This window comes from Pseudescherichia vulneris NBRC 102420, assembly GCF_000759795.1.
GTDB lineage: Bacteria > Pseudomonadota > Gammaproteobacteria > Enterobacterales > Enterobacteriaceae > Pseudescherichia > Pseudescherichia vulneris.
In genome coordinates, this window is sequence record NZ_BBMZ01000022.1 from 35,930 (window position 1) to 56,528 (window position 20,599).

Sequence of the window (20,599 nt, forward strand, 5' to 3'; positions counted from 1 at the left end):
AATGCCACTGATACCCCCTGCCGCAGACATTGATTATGGAGCTGAATATGCAAGCCTATTTCGACCAACTTGACCGCGTTCGCTATGAAGGCCCGAAAACTGCCAATCCGTTGGCCTTTCGCCACTACAACCCGGACGAACTCGTGCTGGGCAAGCGCATGGAAGATCATCTGCGTTTTGCCGCCTGCTACTGGCACACCTTCTGCTGGACCGGGGCGGATATGTTTGGCGTCGGCGCGTTCGAGCGCCCGTGGCAGCAGGCTGGCGATGCGCTGGCGTTGGCAAAACGCAAAGCCGACGTGGCCTTTGAATTTTTCCACAAGCTTAACGTTCCCTACTACTGCTTCCATGATGTCGATGTCTCTCCGGAGGGCGCATCGCTGAAGGAGTATCTTAATAACTTTGCCACCATGACCGACATTCTGGCCGAGAAGCAGCAGCAGAGCGGCGTGAAGCTGCTGTGGGGCACGGCGAACTGCTTCACCCACCCACGCTACGGCGCGGGCGCTGCGACCAACCCGGACCCAGAGGTCTTTAGCTGGGCAGCAACCCAGGTGGTTACTGCCATGAACGCCACCCATAAGCTGGGCGGCGAGAACTACGTGCTGTGGGGCGGCCGGGAAGGGTACGAAACGCTGCTCAATACCGATCTGCGCCAGGAGCGTGAACAGATCGGCCGCTTTATGCAGATGGTGGTCGAGCACAAACACAAAATCGGTTTCCAGGGCACGCTGCTGATCGAGCCGAAGCCGCAGGAGCCGACCAAACACCAGTACGACTACGACGTGGCTACGGTTTACGGCTTCCTCAAGCAGTTTGGCCTTGAGAAAGAGATCAAGGTCAATATCGAGGCCAACCACGCCACGCTGGCCGGGCACTCCTTCCATCATGAGATCGCCTCCGCCATTGCGCTGGGCATTTTCGGCTCTGTCGATGCCAACCGCGGCGACATGCAGCTGGGCTGGGATACGGACCAGTTCCCGAACAGCGTCGAAGAGAACGCCCTGGTGATGTATGAGATCGTGAAAGCGGGGGGCTTTATCACCGGTGGCCTCAACTTTGATGCCAAAGTACGTCGCCAGAGCACCGACAAATACGATCTGTTCTATGGCCACATTGGCGCGATGGACACCATGGCGCTGGCGCTGAAGGTGGCGGCCCGCATGATTGAAGATGGCGAGCTGGATAAGCGCGTGGCGAAGCGCTATGCGGGCTGGAATGGTGAGCTAGGCCAGCAGATCCTGAAAGGGCAGCTTACGCTGACCGAGCTGGCGAAGTACGCTGAACAGCAAAACCTGGCTCCGCAGCACCAGAGCGGTCATCAGGAGCTGCTGGAGAACCTGGTTAACCACTATATTTTTGATAAATAGTCTGCAATGCCCGGTGGCGCTGCGCTTACCGGGCCTACGATCCTGTAGGCCGGGCAAACGCAGTGCCGCCCGGCGTTTTTAAGGGAGTCACGGCTATGTATATCGGCATCGATCTGGGCACGTCGGGTGTAAAAGCCATCCTGCTGAACGAGCAGGGCGAGATGCTGGCTTCGCACACCGAGAAGCTTTCTGTCTCACGTCCGCATCCGCTCTGGTCAGAACAGGATCCCGAGCAGTGGTGGCTGGCGACGGATCGCGCGTTAACGGCGCTGGCACAGCAGCAGCCGCTGTCCGGCGTCAAGGCTATCGGCATTGCCGGGCAGATGCACGGCGCAACGCTGCTGGACCGCGACGACCGCATTCTGCGTCCGGCCATTCTGTGGAACGACGGTCGCTGTGCAGAGGAGTGCGCCCTGCTGGAAGCGGCGGTGCCTGACTCGCGGCAGATTACTGGCAACCTGATGATGCCCGGCTTTACCGCCCCCAAGCTGCTGTGGGTCAAGCGCCACGAGCCAGAGGTGTTTGCCCAGGTCGCGAAGGTGCTGCTGCCGAAAGATTATCTGCGTCTGCGCATGACCGGGGAGTACGCCAGCGATATGTCCGACGCGGCGGGAACCCTATGGCTGGACGTTGCCAAACGCGACTGGAGCGATGAGATGCTGGCCGCCTGCGACCTCTCTCGGGATAACATGCCCGCCCTGTTTGAGGGCAGTGAGATCACCGGCACCCTGCTGCCGGAGGTCGCTGCCGGATGGGGAATGCCTGCCGTGCCGGTGGTGGCCGGAGGCGGAGATAACGCAGCGGGTGCGGTCGGCGTTGGCATGGCGGACGCCGGGCAGGCGATGCTCTCCCTGGGCACCTCAGGGGTCTACTTCGCGGTCAGCAACGGCTTTCTTAGCCGGCCCGAAAGCGCCGTGCACAGCTTCTGCCATGCGCTACCCAACCGCTGGCACCTGATGTCAGTGATGCTCAGCGCTGCCTCCTGTCTCGACTGGGCGGCTTCGCTCACCGGGCTGGGTTCGGTCTCTGAGCTGATTGCCGCGGCGGAGCAGGCGGACGAGCAGGCGGGCGACCTTTGGTTCTTGCCCTATCTCTCCGGGGAACGTACTCCGCACAACAACCCGCAGGCGAAGGGCGTGTTCTTTGGCCTGACGCATCAGCACGGACAGCGCGAGCTGGCTCGGGCGGTGCTGGAAGGCGTCGGTTACGCGCTGGCTGACGGGATGGATGCGGTACACGCCTGCGGCGTCACGCCGAAGAGTATTACCCTGATCGGCGGCGGGGCGCGCAGCGCATACTGGCGGCAGATGCTGGCGGATATCAGCGGTCAGCAGCTCGACTACCGCACCGGCGGCGACGTCGGTCCAGCGTTAGGCGCAGCGCGGCTGGCGCAGATTGCCGTTAACCCCGAGACGCCGCTGGCGGATCTCCTCCCGCAGCTGCCGCTGGAGCAGGCCCATCGTCCGGACGCAGAGCGCCATCAGGCGTATGCCCTCCGGCGCGAGACCTTCCGCAAAATTTATCAGCAGTTGTTACCGTTGATGTCGTGATCCGTAGGCCCGGCAAGCGCACGCGCTGCCGGGCGTTATTAACTCACAAACCGACGCGTATCAACGCGTTGTAAGGCCATCGACAGCAGCAGGCTAATTACCACCGTCACGCTGAAAATCCACATGATATCCGGCACTGGCCAGGGCAGCTCGACGCCACGGGTGCGCAGGGCGTGGATCACCAGCGCGTGAAAGCCGTAGATCCCCAGCGAATGGCGGGAAATCAGTCCCAGCCCCGGCAGCGGGCGCGTGTTGAGCCTGTTTTTCACCAGCGTCAGCAGCGAGACCGCGCAGATAAACACCATCGGGCCGCAGTAGACGTACCAGGTATCGGCGAAGTCGCCGCGCCACTGTAGCTCATAGAGAGTGCCGCGCGAGATGATCGCCACCGCGATGACAAACAGCGCCCCGCAGATCCAGCTAAGATACTTTTTATCGGTGTCCATCATGCCGATCGCGCGGCCGAGCAGGCCGTAGAGCACGTAGTAGAAGGTATCCCCGGCGATATAGAGATTAACCGGCAGCCACTCCACGCCGCCCGCTTTCAGCGGCACGGTATTGGGGTTCGCCACAATCCCCAGCACCACCATCAGCGCCAGCAGCATCTTGCCGCTGACGGTTTTGACCTGAATCAGTGGCGAAACCAGGTAGATCACCACGATGGCGAAGAAAAACCACAGGTGGTAGAACACCGGCTTCTGCAGCACATTGCGCAGGCTCAGTTCGACGTTGATCGAGGTAAACAGCGTGATGTAGAGCAGGGCGACGGCGCTGTAGAAGAGCAGGCAGAGCGCGATACGCAGAAAATGGCGCGGCTGGGCGCTGCGTTCACCAAAGAAGAGGTAGCCGGAGATCATAAAGAAGAGCGGGACGCTGACCCGCGAGGCCGAATTGAGGACGTTGGCGATATCCCAGTTGAGCAGGCTAATGCTCTGCGCATCCGTAATGTATCCGCTGGTGGTGTGGATCATCACCACCATTAAGCAGGCGATCCCGCGTAGGTTATCAATCCAGCTAATTTTTGACGCCATCCGACTCTCTTTCTCCTGCTAGCAATGACAGAGCGATAACCATGTGTTATCTAATAGATAACATAACAGCCAGCTCATCCGACGGGGATTAAAATGATGACAAAGTGTTGCATAACGGCGCTGATTTTTCTGCTTGTTGGCTGCGGCTCGACGCAGCAGGCTGCCGTGCAACCTGTTCATCAGTCGAAGGTGAGCCCGGCCACCACCCTGAGCATGGAGCAGCTCTGCCGGGAGACCGCGGCGCAGCGTTATAATACCCGCGAGCAGAGCATTGCGGTCACCGGAATGGTGCAGTTTCAGGCTAGCTACGAGATGCGCGGCCTGACGCCGCGGGAAGAGCGTTTCGTCTGCGCGTTCGATCCTGATGGGCAATTTTTACACCTTTCCATGCGTTAGCAGGCCAATTTTCCCAAACAACCCCGTTTCGTACTGTATATCTTGCGGTCAATGGGTATACTGGCTGCTTCCTTTAAATCCACACGTATCCAGCACGAAATAATATGCAAAAGTTTGATACCCGGACCTTCCAGGGCCTGATCCTGACCTTACAGGATTACTGGGCTCGCCAGGGCTGCACCATTGTTCAACCGTTGGACATGGAAGTTGGCGCAGGCACCTCCCATCCTATGACCTGCCTGCGTGCGCTCGGCCCGGAGCCGATGGCCGCTGCCTACGTGCAGCCGTCACGCCGTCCGACCGATGGCCGCTATGGTGAAAACCCGAACCGCTTACAGCACTACTATCAGTTCCAGGTGGTTATCAAGCCGTCGCCGGACAACATTCAGGAGCTGTACCTCGGATCGCTGAAAGAGCTGGGTATGGATCCGACCATTCATGACATTCGCTTCGTCGAAGATAACTGGGAAAACCCGACCCTGGGTGCCTGGGGTCTCGGCTGGGAAGTGTGGCTGAACGGCATGGAAGTGACGCAGTTCACCTACTTCCAGCAGGTTGGCGGCCTGGAGTGTAAGCCGGTAACCGGTGAGATCACCTACGGTCTTGAGCGCCTGGCGATGTACATTCAGGGCGTAGATAGCGTTTACGACCTGGTGTGGAGCGACGGCCCGCTGGGGAAAACCACCTACGGCGACGTGTTCCACCAGAACGAAGTGGAGCAGTCCACCTATAACTTCGAACACGCCGACGTCGACTTCCTCTTCACCTGCTTCGAGCAGTATGAGAAAGAAGCTCAGCAGCTGCTGGCGCTGGAAAATCCGCTCCCGCTGCCTGCTTACGAACGTATTCTGAAGGCCGCCCACAGCTTCAACCTGCTGGACGCGCGTAAGGCCATCTCCGTGACGGAGCGTCAGCGCTATATTCTGCGCATTCGCACGCTGACCAAGGCCGTTGCCGAGGCTTACTACGCGTCCCGTGAAGCCCTTGGCTTCCCGATGTGCAACCGAAACAAATAAGAGGCGGCCATGTCTGAGAAAACTTTTCTGGTGGAGATTGGCACTGAAGAGCTGCCACCAAAAGCCCTGCGCAGCCTGGCAGAGTCCTTTGCTGCAAACGTTACTGCCGAGCTGGATGCAGCCGGTCTCACCCACGGCAGCGTAGAGTGGTTTGCCGCTCCGCGTCGTCTGGCGTTGAAAGTAGCTAGCCTTGCGGCGGCTCAGCCGGATCGCGAAGTTGAAAAACGCGGCCCGGCGATCTCCCAGGCGTTTGACGCCGAGGGTAAACCGAGCAAAGCGGCAGAGGGCTGGGCGCGTGGCTGCGGTATCACCGTAGACCAGGCCGAGCGTCTGACCACGGATAAAGGCGAGTGGCTGCTCTATCGCGCCCATGTGAAAGGCGAAAGCGCGCAGGCGCTGCTGCCCAACATGATCGCCACCGCACTGACCAAGCTGCCGATCCCAAAACTGATGCGCTGGGGCGCAAGCGACGTGCAGTTTGTCCGTCCGGTGCACACTGTGACCCTGCTGCTGGGCAGCGACGTTATTCCGGCCACTATTCTGGGCATCGACTCCGATCGCGTGATCCGCGGCCATCGCTTTATGGGCGAGCCGGAGTTCACCATCGACAATGCCGACCAGTATCCGCAGATCCTGCTGGAGCGCGGCAAGGTGATGGCTGACTACGAGCAGCGCAAAGCCAAAATTAAAGCGGATGCCGAAGCGGCGGCGCGCCAGATTGGCGGCAACGCTGACCTGAGCGAAAGCCTGCTGGAAGAGGTTGCCTCACTGGTAGAGTGGCCGGTGGTGCTGACCGCGACCTTCGAAGAGAAGTTCCTCGCCGTGCCGGCTGAGGCGCTGGTCTACACCATGAAGGGCGACCAGAAGTACTTCCCGGTCTACGCCAACGACGGCAAGCTGCTGCCGAACTTTATCTTCGTCTCCAACATTGAGTCGAAAGATCCGCAGCAGATCATCTCCGGTAACGAGAAGGTGGTGCGCCCGCGTCTGGCTGACGCCGAGTTCTTCTTCAATACCGACCGCAAGAAACGTCTTGAAGACCATCTGCCGCGCCTGCAAACCGTGCTGTTCCAGCAGCAGCTGGGTACCCTGCGCGACAAGACCGATCGCATCATGGCCCTCTCCGGCTGGATTGCTGCCCAGATTGGTGCCGACGTGACTCACGCCGAGCGTGCGGGCCTGCTCTCCAAGTGCGACCTGATGACTAACATGGTGTTTGAGTTTACCGACACCCAGGGCGTGATGGGGATGCACTATGCCCGTCACGACGGCGAAGCCGAAGAGGTGGCCGTTGCGCTGAACGAGCAGTACCAGCCGCGCTTTGCCGGTGACGCGCTGCCTTCTAATCTGGTGGCCTGTGCTGTCGCCATCGCCGATAAGATGGATACCCTGGCGGGCATCTTTGGCATCGGCCAGCATCCGAAAGGCGACAAAGATCCGTTTGCGCTGCGTCGTGCCGCGCTGGGCGTGCTGCGTATCATTGTTGAGAAGAACCTCAACCTCGATCTGCAAACCCTCACCGAGGAAGCGGTGCGCCTGTATGGCGACAAGCTGACCAACGCCAGGGTCGTGGATGACGTCATCGACTTTATGCTGGGCCGCTTCCGCGCCTGGTATCAGGACGAAGGCTACACCGTGGATACTATCCAGGCGGTGCTGGCACGTCGTCCGACCCGTCCGGCAGACTTTGACGCCCGCATGAAGGCGGTCTCGCACTTCCGCTCCCTGCCAGAAGCTGCGGCGCTGGCGGCGGCGAACAAGCGCGTCTCCAATATCCTGGCCAAGTCCAGCGAGCCGCTGAACGACATTGTTCACGCGTCGGTTCTGAAAGAGGCGGCGGAGATCCGTCTGGCAGGCCATCTGGTGGTGCTGCGCGATAGGCTTCAGCCGTTCTTCGCGGAAGGGCGCTATCAGGAAGCGCTGATCGAGCTGGCGTCACTGCGTGAGCCGGTGGATGAGTTCTTCGAGCAGGTGATGGTTAACGCGGATGATAAAGACGTACGTATCAACCGCCTGACGCTGCTGTCGAAGCTGCGGGAGCTGTTCCTGCAGGTAGCGGATATTTCGCTGCTGCAGTAGTTTCGCCTGGCCATAGAAACCAAAAACCCGCCTCTGGCGGGTTTATTTTTTTATCAAACAGGTAAAGCGGGCAAAAAATCACTCCATCAGCTGACGGCTGAGACGTGGGTTTGCCTGAATCAATCGCATCAGTTTTAACTCGGTGGAGGAGGGTTTTACTCGTTTAGATTCCCACTCATGCACCATTGCTACGCTAACGCCCATCACCCGGGCAAAATCATCAATTTTCAGGCCCGTGCCCTTACGCAGTTTCTCGAATTCGCTAAACGGATTCGGTTTTTGGATCTGACTTACTTTCCGAGATTCATCTTTAAAAACAATTTGTTCCAGGCTGCTAAGCAGCTCAATCATTGGATCTTTGTATTCCATCGAATACTCCTCATAAAACACACCGCGAGGCCGTGAACAGCACAGAGAGATTTAAGAATAGTCGCTAAAAAATAACCCGGTGGTTGGATGAGATAATTATTTGCCATACAAATCAATTTTACGCACCTGACGTGCATAGTTATGTCACTTTTCGCGACCTAACAGATTGATTTCTCTGCCTGCATTTCCAGACGAAAATTTTCGTCAATGCTTTGCAAAAAAAACGCTAACCGCCCCGCCGCGTCTTTTCTTTCGACGCTGATTTTCCCCACAAGATTGCAACGAAAGGGGTATCTTGCGCGGCCCACCTGGACTATCCTTGTCAGCGTCAGGCACACGTGTGCCGGTGTGCGCTTTTTTTGGGTGAAAGGAGTAATAAAATGGCGACAGGAAAGTCCTGCTCTCGCTGGTTCGCGCCTCTTGCGGCGTTATTAATGGTAGTTAGCCTGAGTGGGTGTTTTGATAAAGAGGGCGATCAGCGCAAGGCGTTTATCGATTTTCTGCAAAATACAGCGATGCGTAGCGGTGAGCGACTCCCGACGCTGACTGCCGATCAGAAAAAGCAGTTCGGCCCCTTCGTGTCGGACTACGCCATTCTGTATGGCTACGCCCAGCAGGTTAATCAGGCGATGGATGCCGGTCTGCGTCCCGTGGTAGATAGCGTGAACGCCATCCGCGTCCCACAGGACTATATGACCCAGCGCGAGCCGCTGCGTCAGGCTAACGGCTCCCTGGGCGTGTTGAGCCAGCAGCTACAGAATGCCAAAGTGCAGGCCGATGCCTCTCGCTCTGCATTAAAACTGAACGATGATCTGAAACCGGTCTATGATCAAGTGTATGAGAAAGTCGTGACCCAGCCGGCGAATGCGTTACAGCCGCTGATCCCGGCGGCGCAGGTCTTTACCCAGCAGCTGGTACAGGTGGGTGATTTTATTGCCCAGCAGGAGGCGCAGGTGAGCTTTGTTGCCAACGGCATTCAGTTCCCGACCTCTCAGCAGGCCAGCCAGTACAATTCGCTGATTGGGCCGCTGGCCTCCCAGCATCAGGCGTTTACGCAGGCCTGGAGCGCGGCAGTGAACGCGACGCAGTAACCCGTGTGCATCTTGGTGTCCCCGTCTGTGGGCGGGGGCATTGTAATGAATCGTAAGTAAAACAATTAGTGCTTGCCATGACGGCTGTAAAATGAGTTAATGCGTCATCGGTTTGATATACAGACCTTAAAGCAGTTTAGTAAAGCAGTCCCCTTCAAGAGTTATCATAGATACTCCTCGTAGTGAGCTCTCCTTTATCGCTTAAAAAATCTGTAAAGCACGCCATAGCGCCGGAAGGCAAACTTAATTAAAAAGGTAATATCTATGTCTAACAAAATGACTGGTTTAGTAAAATGGTTTAACGCTGACAAAGGTTTCGGCTTCATCACTCCTGACGATGGCTCTAAAGACGTGTTCGTACACTTCTCTGCTATCCAGAACGATGGCTACAAATCTCTTGATGAAGGCCAGAAAGTATCCTTCACCATCGAAAGCGGCGCTAAAGGCCCGTCTGCTGGTAACGTTGTAAGCCTGTAAGCTTAACGTTTAAAGCTCGATGTTAAAAAAACCCGCCTCGGCGGGTTTTTTGTTGTCTGCTCTGTTCTGCTTTTCACAGGTTGGCGTACTCTAAAATTTCCTCTCCCATCAGGGTGCAGTCGGAAGAGAAGATCAGCCGCATTCTGTATCGCCCCTTGTAGATGTATCCCCACGTTTCCAGCACATCAAGAAGCTGCTTTTCGTTAGCAGGATTTTTTATCTTCGCTAGCGGCGTAACCTTGTCATCAATGACTATACGATCGTCATTATCGCGATAGAAAGCGAGAAGTTTGTGAGCCTCCTTTACTGCCTCGGTTTTGCAAATCGGCGATGAGCTTTCCATAGCGGCGTAGGTACTGCTTGTGACTAAAAGGGAGATAAGTGATAAGAGTTGTATGTAGCGCATTTAGCGCACCCCTAAAGCCAGCTTTGCTCTGTGAAGCGCTGTTTTTCTATCTTCGAGACCATTATATCCACCGTTAACGAGAAGAGTGACTTTTTTTATATCATCTTTGTCAGCAGCAACGTTTACATTTCTTAAATTCCAGTAATAGCAAGCTGACTTTACGGCTACGTAAGGGTTTCCCGCTACGCTTTCAGGATGACTAACGTAATCTTTTTTGAATGCTTTTCCGAAGTTATCATAGTTACTCCGGCCCGTAAGATCTAATAATCCACGGCCGATAAATCTTGGGCCATCTCCCGGTTGTGTGTTACCTAAACTATTACCAACGCGTGTGCCTGAGTCATATTCTCTACCGCCATGCTTAGGGACTTCTGTCATTGTAGAAAAGTTTGCGGTTTCAACACAAGCTTGTGCGAGAAAATGGGCGATGCGTAATTTAGTATTTATCTCATAAACAGTAAACCAATGATTGAAATGGGGAGCAATTGCGTGCATATTTCTTTTTTGAGAATTTAACAGACTTTCTTTATGTATATAATGCCTTGCTACATCCCATAAAATATCAGCTGTCACATCTGTCATGACGCAGTCCCTCTTTCGTTCCATGCATCGGTAAACTGCACATTGCCATCACAGTATTTCCATGTGATTCTTTCATAACGAAGGGAAACATATTCGATATGATTGATTTTCTCTTGATTAATCATACATGGCGATATGGATACAACTCTTACGCCTTCAAGTAACATATTGAAGTATTGCTGCTCTTGTCCGGCATCATTTATGTTGTACCAGCGTACCTCCGCTGATTGCAAGCGTTGCCCTGTAGCTACAGCTTTGTAAAGATATGGGCTGGATGAGTCAAAGATTTTTTCAAAGTTCATCGTCCCATGGATGCGGGTTCCTTTTAATTTTCCTGTATTATCATCTGTTGGAATGCGAAGCGAATGACCAAATCCTACAACCTCAATACTTCCTTCTCTGTCTCTAACATCAACAGAACCTTTAATATCTGCACCACCATCATCTTTAAGCCATAGATAAGCTGGGATCGCCATTTAGAACTGTCCTTTCGTTAGGGAGTTAAAAGGACAGTACATCTAATCCATTAGATATAATGTAATAAAGTATGCTTATTTATTAACCAGTATTTAATGCATAAATAATTAAACGGTAATTATTCTTCCAGCAAATATAATCATAATAAAAGGTTGCTGTATAAAATGCGTAAAAAAGCCCCATCATAATATTGATGAGGCTTATAATTGTAAGCCGATCCTTTTACTTCGCTATCTGTGGATTTACGCAGTTCTTCTCTACCTTGCCGTTAAGGGCGTCGATCAGGTTATCGACGGCGCAGGCGGCCATGTTGTAGCGCGTCTCGTGCGTTGCCGAGCCGATATGGGGCAGGGCGACGACGTTCGGCAGGCTCAGCAGCGGCGAATCCACCGGCAGCGGCTCCTGCTCGAAGACGTCCAGCCCGGCGGCGTGGATCTCACCGCTTTTCAGCGCCTCAATCAATGCCTGCTCATCCACCACCGGACCACGGCCCGCGTTGATAAAGATGGCTGACGACTTCATCTTCTTAAACTGCTCCGCGCCAATCATATGGTGCGTCTCGTCGGTCAGCGGCAGCACCACGCAGACGTAGTCCGACTCCTGTAACAGGGTGTCGATATCGCAGTAGCGGGCCTGGAAACGCTCTTCCGCCTCAGCGTGATGGCGGCGGGCGTTATAGAGGATCGGCATGCCGAAACCAAAGTGTGCCCGCTGCGCCAGCGCCAGGCCGATGCGGCCCATGCCAATGATGCCCAGCGTTTTGTGATGCACGTCAATGCCGAACCAGTCTGGGCCAATGCCCTGTTTCCATTCGCCTGCTTTCACCCGCTCCGCTACTTCTACTACGCGGCGAGCGGTGCTGAGAACCAGCGCCATCATGGTATCGGCAACCGTCTCCGTCAGCACGGTAGGCGTGTGCATCAGGAAAATGCCCCGTTCGTTAAGGGCATCAACGTCGAACTGATCGTAGCCAACCGATACGGTGGAGGTGGCACGCAGCTTCGGCATCTTTTCCAGCAGCGCCGCGTCCACTTTCTCACTCGAACCCAGCATGCCCTCTGCATTTGCAAACGCCTCCGCGTTTTTTTGTACCGTCTCCGGGTCGAGGTTGTCGACCTGGGTGACGGTAAAGTGGTCTTCCAGACGCTTATGCAGATCGTCAGGCAGTGCTTTGTACAGGATGATGGACGGCTTCATGCGTATCTCCGTAATCAATGGGTTGAGGGGCGTCCGGCGCGCATCATGCGGGCTGGAGCCTGTTGATTATTCGCAGGCTTAACAATTAAAGTAAGCCATACCGAAACAAAAAGTGCTACCCCCATAAAAATGTACGATGCGGATGGGCTGCCGGTGGAGCCGTTGAGGTAGCCCACAAACCACGAGCCAAAGAAGGAGCCGAGCGCGCCCATGCTATTAATTAACGCCATTGCGCCGCCCGCTACGTTACGCGGCAGCATCTCTGGGATGATGGCAAAGAACGGGCCGTAGGGGGCGTACATCGCCGCACCGGCGATCACCAGCAGGGTATAGGAGATCCAGAAGTGGTTTGCGCCCACTGCCCAGGAGCCAATAAAGGCGAAGGCAGCGATCAGCAGCAGCGGCCAGACGAACAGCTTGCGGTTTTGCAGCTTATCGGAGGCCCACGAGGCGAGGATCATCGCGATAGTTGCGGCCAGGTAAGGAACAGAGGAGAGCCAGCCCACTTCTACCATGCCTAAGTTTGCGCCGCCGCTGCGGATAATCGACGGCAGCCACAGCACGAAACCGTACACGCCAATGCTCCAGGCGAAGTACTGCATGCAGAGCAGGATAACGTTGCGCGAGCGGAAGGCTTCGCCATAGTTACGTACCGCCTTGATGCCCTCCTGCTCTTTCTCCAGCTGTGCTTTTAACGCGGCCTTTTCATCGTCCGCCAGCCACTTCACCTGCTCCGGCTTGTCTTTTACCAGCACCCACCAGCAGAAGGCCCAGATGATGGCCGGAACGCCTTCAATAATGAACATTTCACGCCAGCCGAAGGACTGGATCAGATAGCCGGAAACCACCGACATCCACAGCACCGTAACCGGGTTGCCGAGGATCAGGAAGGTGTTGGCCCGCGAGCGCTCGGATTTGGTAAACCAGTTGCTGATGTAGATCAGCATCGCTGGCATTACCGCCGCCTCCACCACGCCCAGAATAAAGCGAATGGCGGCCAGCATCGGGATATTATTGACCACGCCGGTCAGCGAGGCGCACGCCCCCCACAGGATCAGGCAGATAAAGATCAGCTTACGAACGCTGCGGCGTTCGGCATACAGCGCACCGGGGATCTGGAAGAAGAAGTAGCCGAGGAAGAAGAGCGCACCAAGCAGCGATGAGATGCCTTTGGTAATGCCCAGATCCTCGTTAATACCCGCAGCGGACGCGAAGCTGAAGTTGGCTCGGTCAAGGTAGGCCAGGCTGTAGGTGATAAATATAATCGGCATAATGTACAGCCAGCGTTTAGCTGCATTGGTCGAACTTTTCATAGGCTTGCCTCGAATGTTGAGGTTTATGCTGCCTCTGTTTGTAGGGTACAGAGGATCTGTAATTAGAACGTTTCTGCGAGCTGCGCCCGCGTCGGTAAGCCTTCGCTGTCGCCGGGAACCTGAATCGCCAGCGAGCCAATCTTATTCCCGCGTGCCACCGCCTGCGGGAAGCTTTTTCCCTCCAGCAGGGCGCTGATCACCCCAACGGCGAAGCCATCTCCTGCGCCAACGGTATCGACAACGTTATCTACTCTGACGGCGGCAACCGCGCCCTGCTCACCGGCGGCGGTTTTGAACCATGCCCCGTCGGCACCGGTTTTAATCACAACCGCTTTAACGCCTCGCTCCAGATAAAAGTCCGCCATCGCCTCCGGCGTGCTTTGACCTGTAAGGATGGCAGCCTCCTTCAAGCCTGGCAGAACCCAGTCGGCCTGGAAGGCGAGGCGGTTTAGCTTTTCAACCATCTCCGCTTCGCTTTTCCACAGCACCGGACGCAGGTTCGGATCGAAAGAGATCGTTTTTCCCTGCGCCTTCATGGTGCTTGCCGCATGATCCAGAAGATCGTAAGCGCTGGCTGACAGCGCCGCCGCCACGCCGCTCAAATGCAGATGGCGGGCGCGAGTAAAGGTGGCTGCATCGAAGTCATCGCAGGAGAGATGGCTGGCGGCAGAGCCTTTGCGGAAGTACTCCACAATGGGATCGGTTCCATTTTCCGCCCGCGATTTCAGCTGAAAACCAGTGGGATAGCGCGCATCCACGGTGACGCTTTCGCTATTGATATTCTCTTTTTTTAGCGAGCTCAGCACGAAGCGGCCAAAGCTGTCGGATCCGACGCGGCTAACCCAGCTGACGTTAAGCCCCAGGCGGGCGAGGCCGGTGGCGACGTTAAGCTCCGCGCCTGCAATGCGTTTGATAAAGGCATCGGCCTCGGCCAGTTCGCCCGGCTCGGTGGCCACAAACATCGCCATCGCTTCGCCAATGGTGATGACATCCAGGGCGTTATGCATGATGAAACTCCTCGCGTAACCAGGTGACGTAGCGGCGCGTGACGGCGGTCAGATCGCGCCCTTCAAGAGGGAATTCAATACCGCGCGGTGCGTCGGCGGGCAGGGCGTCAAGCAGCGCCTGCCAGCGCGGATCGTCATGGTCTGGCGGCACGGCGCGCCAGTGGAAATGATGGGCCTGGGCAGCCTTCACATGCACATAGCTCACGGCAGGGGCCAGCAGGCGCGCGGCCTCTTCCGGGGACTCGTCTACCCACAGCCAGTTGCCCATATCAAAGGTCAGCGTCACGGGGAGATTGAGCACCTTGCAGGCGGCGCTGAAGCGCTGCATCGGGGCGATTTTCCCGCACTCGGTCTGATCGTTCTCAACCACCAGCGCCATACCGCTTTCGGCCAGCAGGGCGCGCAGCGGTTCAAGGGTCGATTTGCGCTGGAAATGGCCGAGGGAGACTTTCAGCCACAGGGCGTTAAGGGCGTGGGCCTCCTGCAACAGCGCTGGCAGCAGCGGGTTCAGCGTGCCGTCGGGCAGGCAGAGCGGCTCCGGCGCGGAGTAGCAGGCCAGCAGACCGTGTTTCGCAATAGTTGCAGCCAGCGTGGGTAGGCTCTCCAGCTCCTGCGGGCTAAACAGCTCCCGGCGGATCTCGACTCCGTCTGCACCGCCGTTAGCGATAAAGGGAAGCACCGCCGCCTGGCCGCCCAACTGGTTCAGGCGGTCATGGCCGTAGGCGGCGGTGACAACGATAATTTTTCTTTCCATCTGGCACTCCAGCGTTAACTCTTGTCTTAACGCTAGATGGAACCGGTTCCAAAGAAAAGTTCGCTGTCGCTAAAGCATGATCGTCGTCACGAAGGTTGTTAAAGAGACGTTGAGCCGCGCACAATCAGCTCGCCTGAGAAGAGCTGCTCGCGCACGGTATTATCACTGCCGTCGATGCGGCGCACCACCTGCTCAACGGCAGCGTAGCCAATCTGCCAGGTGGGCTGCTTGAGGGTGGTAATGCCGACGCCCGCCAGCTCGGCCCACTCCAGCTCGTCAAAGCCAAGCAGACCAATGTCGCTGCCCCAGTGCAGGCCGATGCGCTTGAGCGAGCGGGCCACCTGAAGGGTTAACGCGCCGTTGGCAGAGATCACCGCTTTACGCATCCCGCGATGGCGGGCGTGGAACTGCCGCAGGGTGTTATCGATCTGCGCCGCCTCGTGCAGCACCGTCTCGGCGCTCTCGGCCACCACGCCGGGATAGCGGGCCAGCGTCGCGCGGAAGGCGCTCAGGCGCTCGCGGCGGGTATTGACCGTGCCCAGCGGCTCGCTGAGAAACAGCAGCGCCTCAAAGCCCTGCTGGATCAGGTGCTCGGTGGCGGTGGTGGCGGCCTGGGTATTATCCAGCCCCACCACATCGCAGGCGAAATCAGGGATTTTGCGATCGATAAGCACCATCGGCAGCGCCGACTGCTGCAGGCGGTTTAGTGCCTCCTCCCGCATCCCGACGGCATTGACCACGATCCCCTCTACCTGATAGCTGCGGAGCAGATCCAGGTAGTGCTGCTCCCGGTCCAGCTCGTTGTTGGTATTACAGACCAGCGGCGTAAAGCCCTTCTCCCGGCAGGCGGCCTCGATGCCGCTGAGCACGTTAACGGAGTAGGGGTTGGTGATGTCGGCGATGATCAGGCCAATCAGGCGGGTGCGGCCGCGTTTGAGACCCTGCGCCATCAGGCTGGGACGGTAGTCGAGGGCGGCAATGGCGTGCTCTATGCGCAGGCGCAGATCCTCAGAGAGCAGGTTTTGCTCGCCGTTCAGATAGCGCGACACGCTGGTTTTACCGGTTTTCGCCGCTTTTGCGACATCGCTGATGGTGGGGCGTGGTAATTTGCTCATCGCTGATTTCCCTGGCTTTAGTGAGAACACCTTAGCGAGAAAATCGGCCTAAGCAAGTTATTTGCCCGGTGGCGCTAGCGCTTACCGGGCATGGAAGAGAAATATAAACGTTAGGACGTTGGGCTGAGGGTGATCTCGACGCGGCGGTTCTGCGCCTTGCCCTCTTCGGTGCTGTTGCTGGCGATCGGGTTCGCCGGGCCCATGCCGCTGGTACGCAGGCGGGTCGCGTCTACGCCCTGGGTAATCAGCGAGCTGGCAACTGAGTCGGCGCGCTGCTGTGACAGACGCATGTTGAGATCCTTGCCACCGGTGCTGTCGGTGTAGCCCACCACGTTCACCGCCGTTTTCGGATACTCTTTCAGTACCATCGCCACGCCGGTCAGGGTGTTAGCACCCGCCGGTTTCAGGGTCGCGCTGCTGCTGTCGAAGGTAACGTTGTTCGGCATGTTAAGTACGATGTTGTCGCCATTTCGCGTCACGCTCACGCCAGTTCCCTGCATTTTCTCGCGCAGTTTGGCTTCCTGCACGTCCATATAGTAGCCTGCCCCGCCGCCGAGGGCCGCGCCTGCCGCTGCGCCAATCAGCGCACCTTTACCGCGATCTTTCTTCGAGGAGGAGAGGACGCCTACGCCTGCACCGACCAGCGAGCCGATGCCCGCGCCGATGCCAGATTTGCCTGCTTCACGTTCGCCGGTGTAGGGGTTAGTCGTACAGCCAGAAATTGCCATGGCACCGCATACCGCAGCGGCAATCATAATGACGCGTTTTTTCATTGTTTATCCTTAAATACGTTTTCGTTCTAAGCCACTGCAAGGTGGTGGTTGATTATGACGCCTGAATAGGGTGAAAATTTCCGGAAAGAATCCGAATTTTGTAAATAACATTGAATGGCCTGTATAAAGGGTCATCACACCTGCATCTATGACCGGAGAGCACGCGCTTTGGCAAACACAACGATTAAAACGATTTTGACCGCGGCCCACTGGGGGCCGATGCTGGTTGAAACCGATGGCGTACAGGTTCTGAACTCACGTGGCGCGCTGCCGACCGCCCATCCGAACTCGCTCCAGACGGCGGTGCGCGACCAGGTTCACAGTAAGACCCGGGTGCGTTTTCCCATGGTACGCAAAGGCTTTCTCGCCTCGCCAGACAGCCCGCAGGGCGTTCGCGGCCAGGATGAGTTTGTGCGCGTCAGCTGGGACGAAGCGCTGGATCTGATCCACACCCAGCACAAGCGCATTCGCGACAGCTACGGTCCGTCATCTATCTTTGCTGGCTCCTACGGCTGGCGCTCCAACGGCGTGCTGCATAAGGCGGCGACGCTGCTGCAGCGTTATATGAGTCTTGCTGGCGGCTATACCGGTCACCTGGGGGATTACTCCACCGGCGCGGCGCAGGCGATCATGCCCTACGTCGTCGGCGGCAACGAGGTCTATCAGCAGCAGACCAGCTGGCCGCTGGTGCTGGAGCACAGTGAAGTAGTGGTGCTGTGGAGCGCTAACCCGCTCAATACCCTTAAAATTGCCTGGAACGCCTCGGATGAGCAGGGCATCGCCTTCTTTGATCGGCTGCGGCGCAGCGGCAAGCGGCTGATCTGCATCGATCCTATGCGATCGGAGACGGTCGACTTCTTCGGCGAAAGCATGGAGTGGATCGCCCCGCATATGGGGACCGACGTGGCGCTGATGCTCGGCATCGCTCATACCCTGTTGGAGAACGGCTGGCAGGACAGCGACTTCCTGGCGCGCTGCACCGAGGGCTATGAGGTCTTTGCCGCTTACCTGAGCGGCGAGAGCGACGGCGTAGCGAAAAGCGCCGAGTGGGCGGCAGCAATTTGCGGCATTGAGGCGGAGAAAATCCGCGAGCTCGCGCAGCTGTTCCATGAAAACACCACCATGCTGATGTCCGGCTGGGGGATGCAGCGTCAGCAGTATGGCGAGCAGAAGCACTGGATGCTGGTCACCCTCGCGGCGATGCTGGGGCAGATCGGCACCCCTGGCGGCGGCTTTGGCCTCTCCTACCACTTTGCGAACGGCGGAAACCCGACGCGGCGGGCGGCGGTACTGGCCTCGATGCAGGGCAGCGTGCAGGGCGGCGTAGATGCAGTCGACAAGATCCCGGTGGCGCGCATCGTCGAGGCGCTAGAGAACCCCGGCGGGGCGTACCAGCACAACGGCATGGACAGGCACTTCCCGGACATTCGTTTTATCTGGTGGGCGGGCGGGGCAAACTTTACCCATCACCAGGACACCAACCGGCTAATCCGCGCCTGGCAGAAGCCGGAGCTGGTGGTGATCTCCGAGTGCTACTGGACCGCCGCCGCGAAACATGCGGATATTGTCCTGCCCGCGACGACCTCCTTTGAGCGTAACGATCTCACCATGACCGGCGACTACAGCAACCAGCATCTGGTGCCGATGAAGCAGGTCGTGGCCCCGCAGGACGAAGCCCGGGACGATCTGGCGATCTTCGCCGACCTGAGCGAGCGCTGGGAAGAGGGGGGCCGGGCGCGCTTTACCGAGGGCAAAACCGATCTGCAATGGCTGGAAACTTTCTATGAGATCGCTAGCCAACGCGGCGCGAGCCAAGGCGTGACCCTGCCGCCGTTTGCTGAGTTCTGGGAAGCCAACCAGCTGATTGAGATGCCGGAGAACGAGCAGAACGCGCGCTTCATCCGTTTTGCCGACTTCCGCCGCGATCCGCAGGCGAATCCGTTGAAAACCGACAGCGGTAAGATCGAGATCTACTCGAAGCGCATTGCTGGATACGGCTACGCCGACTGCCCGCCACACCCGATGTGGCTTGCGCCGGTGGAGTGGCACGGCAACGCGGAACACGGGCAATTGCAGGTGCTGTCGGCGCATCCGGCGCACCGTCTGCACAGTCAGCTGAGCTACAGCGAACTGCGCGAGCGGTACGCGGTGGCCGGGCGTGAACCCATCACCCTGCATCCACAGGATGCGCAGGCGCGCGGGATTGTTGCCGGCGACGTGGTGCGCGTGTGGAACGGACGCGGGCAGGTGCTGGCGGGCGCGGTCGTGACCGAGGGCATTCGCCCTGGGGTGATCTGCATTCATGAAGGTGGCTGGCCGGATCTCGACCCGGCGGCGGGAGGCATCTGTAAAAACGGCGCGGTCAACGTGCTGACCAGGGATCTTCCCACCTCGCGGCTGGGCAACGGCTGCGCGGGCAATACCGCCCTGGCATGGGTAGAGAAGTATACCGGTCCGGCGCTGACGCTTACGGCGTTTGATCCGCCTGCCAGCTCATGATCCACGTCGGGTGCTGCGTTTCATCCTGCCATGCGCAATCCTCAATCCGGAACCCGCAGGCATGGTAGAAGTGCACCGCCCGGGTGTTCTTCTGGTACACCTCCAGGCTGAGCTGGGGGTGGCGCTGCATGACATGCTCCAGCAGCCCCCGGCCAATGCCCCTGCCGATGGCGGCGGGGCGGACAAAGAGCGCGCCGACAAAGCGCGCATCCATCACGCTAACAAACCCCTGTAGCCCCGCGCTGTCCTCCCATACCCAGGTAGTAGCGTTGGCGAGGTAGACATCCCGCACCATGGGGATGCTCTCCTGCCAGTAGCTCTTCCGGATAAAGGGGTGGGCAAAGGTGGTGCTCTCCAGCCACAGCCGCAGCAGCGGAGCGCTATCTTTACGATGCCATTCGTGGATCATCCTCGCCTCCTGGATGGCAGAAACAGCCGGTAATGTGATCGTTGACCAGGCCGCAGGCCTGCATAAACGAGTAGCAGATGGTAGTGCCGACAAACTTAAAGCCGCGTTTTTTCAGCGCCTTTGAGAGGGCATCCGATTCCGGGGTAGAGGTGGGGATTTCGCTGAGGGTGGCCGCCTGGGTCACGCGCGGTGGGTGCCCGGCAAAGGACCAGACAAACTCGCTAAAGGACTCGCCGCCCTCCGCCATCGCCAGATAAGCGCGGGCATTGCCGATAATGGCCTGGATTTTCCCCCGATGCCGAATAATGCCTGCATCCTGCATCAGGCGCTCGACGTCCGCCTCCTGCATCGCCGCCACCCGCTGCGGATCGAAATGATGGAAGCAGCGGCGGTAGTTTTCCCGCTTTTTCAGCACCGTGATCCATGAGAGTCCGGCCTGCTGGCCTTCAAGGCAGATCATCTCAAACAGCTTTTGGTCGTCGGTTTGCGCAACGCCCCACTCCCTGTCGTGATAGTCGATGTACAACGGGTCCTGACTGACCCAGCCACAACGTTGCATATTCCGCTCCCTTTGTTGCTGTGAATCACAAAAGAAATCACTGCCGCTGGCTTGACGTGCCTGGTAAAGAGACAATATTTAATACAGGGTCTTAAGCCCACCAAGAACGATAACAATAATGCCGAATTC

At 57.6% G+C, this 20,599-nt stretch carries 21 protein-coding genes; 8 read left to right on the forward strand and 13 right to left on the reverse strand.

The genetic code is table 11. The features are described 5' to 3' along the window. Nucleotides 1-47: 47 nt before the first annotated feature. Both xylA and xylB read left to right on the forward strand, forming a co-directional pair. The gene (gene xylA / locus EV102420_RS16610; RefSeq protein ID WP_042394153.1) at nt 48-1,370 is read left to right on the forward strand and encodes a xylose isomerase; all 1,323 of its coding nucleotides are present in this window, start codon (nt 48-50) and stop codon (nt 1,368-1,370) included. A 95-nt stretch (nt 1,371-1,465) separates the two neighbouring features. Then, the gene (gene xylB, locus EV102420_RS16615) at nt 1,466-2,920 is read left to right on the forward strand and encodes a xylulokinase (protein ID WP_042393982.1); all 1,455 of its coding nucleotides are present in this window, start codon (nt 1,466-1,468) and stop codon (nt 2,918-2,920) included. A 38-nt stretch (nt 2,921-2,958) separates the two neighbouring features. Here the strand turns inward: xylB and EV102420_RS16620 are convergent, their stop codons facing one another. Further along, on the reverse strand, nt 2,959-3,951 hold the full coding sequence (locus tag EV102420_RS16620; protein ID WP_042393985.1) for an acyltransferase: 993 nt from the start codon (nt 3,949-3,951) through the stop codon (nt 2,959-2,961). Between the two features lie 93 nt (nt 3,952-4,044). On the opposite strand from EV102420_RS16620, the gene EV102420_RS16625 reads away from it, so the two are divergent. From EV102420_RS16625 to glyS, 3 genes are all read left to right on the forward strand, one after another. Continuing rightward, nucleotides 4,045-4,347, forward strand: coding sequence for a YsaB family lipoprotein (locus tag EV102420_RS16625; RefSeq protein ID WP_106403948.1), 303 nt, complete (start codon nt 4,045-4,047; stop codon nt 4,345-4,347). A 104-nt stretch (nt 4,348-4,451) separates the two neighbouring features. Further along, a complete protein-coding gene (gene glyQ, locus EV102420_RS16630) occupies nt 4,452-5,363 on the forward strand; it encodes a glycine--tRNA ligase subunit alpha (RefSeq protein ID WP_042393986.1) in 912 nt (303 codons plus the stop codon). Between the two features lie 9 nt (nt 5,364-5,372). Then, on the forward strand, nt 5,373-7,442 hold the full coding sequence (glyS, locus tag EV102420_RS16635) for a glycine--tRNA ligase subunit beta (protein ID WP_042393989.1): 2,070 nt from the start codon (nt 5,373-5,375) through the stop codon (nt 7,440-7,442). Between the two features lie 78 nt (nt 7,443-7,520). Here glyS and EV102420_RS16640 read toward each other — a convergent pair whose 3' ends face one another. Next, nucleotides 7,521-7,811 carry an HTH-type transcriptional regulator gene (locus EV102420_RS16640; protein WP_042393993.1) on the reverse strand — a complete coding sequence of 97 codons (291 nt, stop codon included), beginning with the start codon at nt 7,809-7,811 and terminating at the stop codon, nt 7,521-7,523. Nucleotides 7,812-8,191: 380 nt separating this feature from the next. Between EV102420_RS16640 and EV102420_RS16645 the strand changes: the two genes are divergently transcribed. Both EV102420_RS16645 and cspE read left to right on the forward strand, forming a co-directional pair. Continuing rightward, nucleotides 8,192-8,902, forward strand: coding sequence for a DUF3053 domain-containing protein (locus tag EV102420_RS16645; protein ID WP_042393995.1), 711 nt, complete (start codon nt 8,192-8,194; stop codon nt 8,900-8,902). Nucleotides 8,903-9,166: 264 nt separating this feature from the next. Beyond that, a complete protein-coding gene (cspE, locus tag EV102420_RS16650; protein WP_042393997.1) occupies nt 9,167-9,379 on the forward strand; it encodes a transcription antiterminator/RNA stability regulator CspE in 213 nt (70 codons plus the stop codon). 73 nt (nt 9,380-9,452) lie between these two features. Here the strand turns inward: cspE and EV102420_RS16655 are convergent, their stop codons facing one another. The 9 genes from EV102420_RS16655 to EV102420_RS16695 form a co-directional block, all read right to left on the reverse strand. After that, nucleotides 9,453-9,785, reverse strand: coding sequence for a hypothetical protein (locus EV102420_RS16655; protein WP_042393998.1), 333 nt, complete (start codon nt 9,783-9,785; stop codon nt 9,453-9,455). Beyond that, a complete protein-coding gene (locus EV102420_RS21585; RefSeq protein WP_042394001.1) occupies nt 9,786-10,367 on the reverse strand; it encodes a glycoside hydrolase family 19 protein in 582 nt (193 codons plus the stop codon). Further along, nucleotides 10,364-10,843, reverse strand: coding sequence for an Hcp family type VI secretion system effector (locus tag EV102420_RS16665; RefSeq protein ID WP_042394004.1), 480 nt, complete (start codon nt 10,841-10,843; stop codon nt 10,364-10,366). Before EV102420_RS16665 ends, EV102420_RS21585 begins: the two co-directional genes overlap by 4 nt. Before the next feature lie 223 nt (nt 10,844-11,066). After that, nucleotides 11,067-12,041, reverse strand: coding sequence for a glyoxylate/hydroxypyruvate reductase GhrB (gene ghrB / locus EV102420_RS16670; protein WP_042394006.1), 975 nt, complete (start codon nt 12,039-12,041; stop codon nt 11,067-11,069). Nucleotides 12,042-12,055: 14 nt separating this feature from the next. After that, nucleotides 12,056-13,354, reverse strand: coding sequence for an MFS transporter (locus EV102420_RS16675; protein ID WP_042394009.1), 1,299 nt, complete (start codon nt 13,352-13,354; stop codon nt 12,056-12,058). 62 nt (nt 13,355-13,416) lie between these two features. Then, entirely contained in the window at nt 13,417-14,361 is a 945-nt protein-coding gene (locus EV102420_RS16680) for a sugar kinase (protein ID WP_042394011.1), read from the reverse strand. Next, nucleotides 14,354-15,115, reverse strand: a complete 762-nt coding sequence (locus tag EV102420_RS16685) for a sugar phosphate isomerase/epimerase family protein (protein ID WP_042394014.1) — start codon at nt 15,113-15,115, stop codon at nt 14,354-14,356. Before EV102420_RS16685 ends, EV102420_RS16680 begins: the two co-directional genes overlap by 8 nt. Before the next feature lie 98 nt (nt 15,116-15,213). Continuing rightward, complete coding sequence (locus EV102420_RS16690; protein ID WP_042394016.1) at nt 15,214-16,230, reverse strand: LacI family DNA-binding transcriptional regulator; 1,017 nt, start codon at nt 16,228-16,230, stop codon at nt 15,214-15,216. Nucleotides 16,231-16,340: 110 nt separating this feature from the next. Beyond that, the gene (locus tag EV102420_RS16695; RefSeq protein ID WP_042394018.1) at nt 16,341-17,003 is read right to left on the reverse strand and encodes an OmpA family lipoprotein; all 663 of its coding nucleotides are present in this window, start codon (nt 17,001-17,003) and stop codon (nt 16,341-16,343) included. Nucleotides 17,004-17,117: 114 nt separating this feature from the next. Here EV102420_RS16695 and EV102420_RS16700 point away from each other — a divergent pair, with 114 nt between their 5' ends. Then, the gene (locus EV102420_RS16700) at nt 17,118-19,502 is read left to right on the forward strand and encodes a molybdopterin guanine dinucleotide-containing S/N-oxide reductase (protein WP_042394021.1); all 2,385 of its coding nucleotides are present in this window, start codon (nt 17,118-17,120) and stop codon (nt 19,500-19,502) included. Here the strand turns inward: EV102420_RS16700 and EV102420_RS16705 are convergent. Together EV102420_RS16705 and tag are read right to left on the reverse strand one after the other, a co-directional pair. Next, a complete protein-coding gene (locus tag EV102420_RS16705) occupies nt 19,471-19,911 on the reverse strand; it encodes an N-acetyltransferase (RefSeq protein ID WP_042394023.1) in 441 nt (146 codons plus the stop codon). The genes EV102420_RS16700 and EV102420_RS16705 overlap by 32 nt on opposite strands. Beyond that, the gene (tag, locus tag EV102420_RS16710) at nt 19,889-20,470 is read right to left on the reverse strand and encodes a DNA-3-methyladenine glycosylase I (protein ID WP_042394027.1); all 582 of its coding nucleotides are present in this window, start codon (nt 20,468-20,470) and stop codon (nt 19,889-19,891) included. Before tag ends, EV102420_RS16705 begins: the two co-directional genes overlap by 23 nt. Nucleotides 20,471-20,599: the final 129 nt, after the last annotated feature.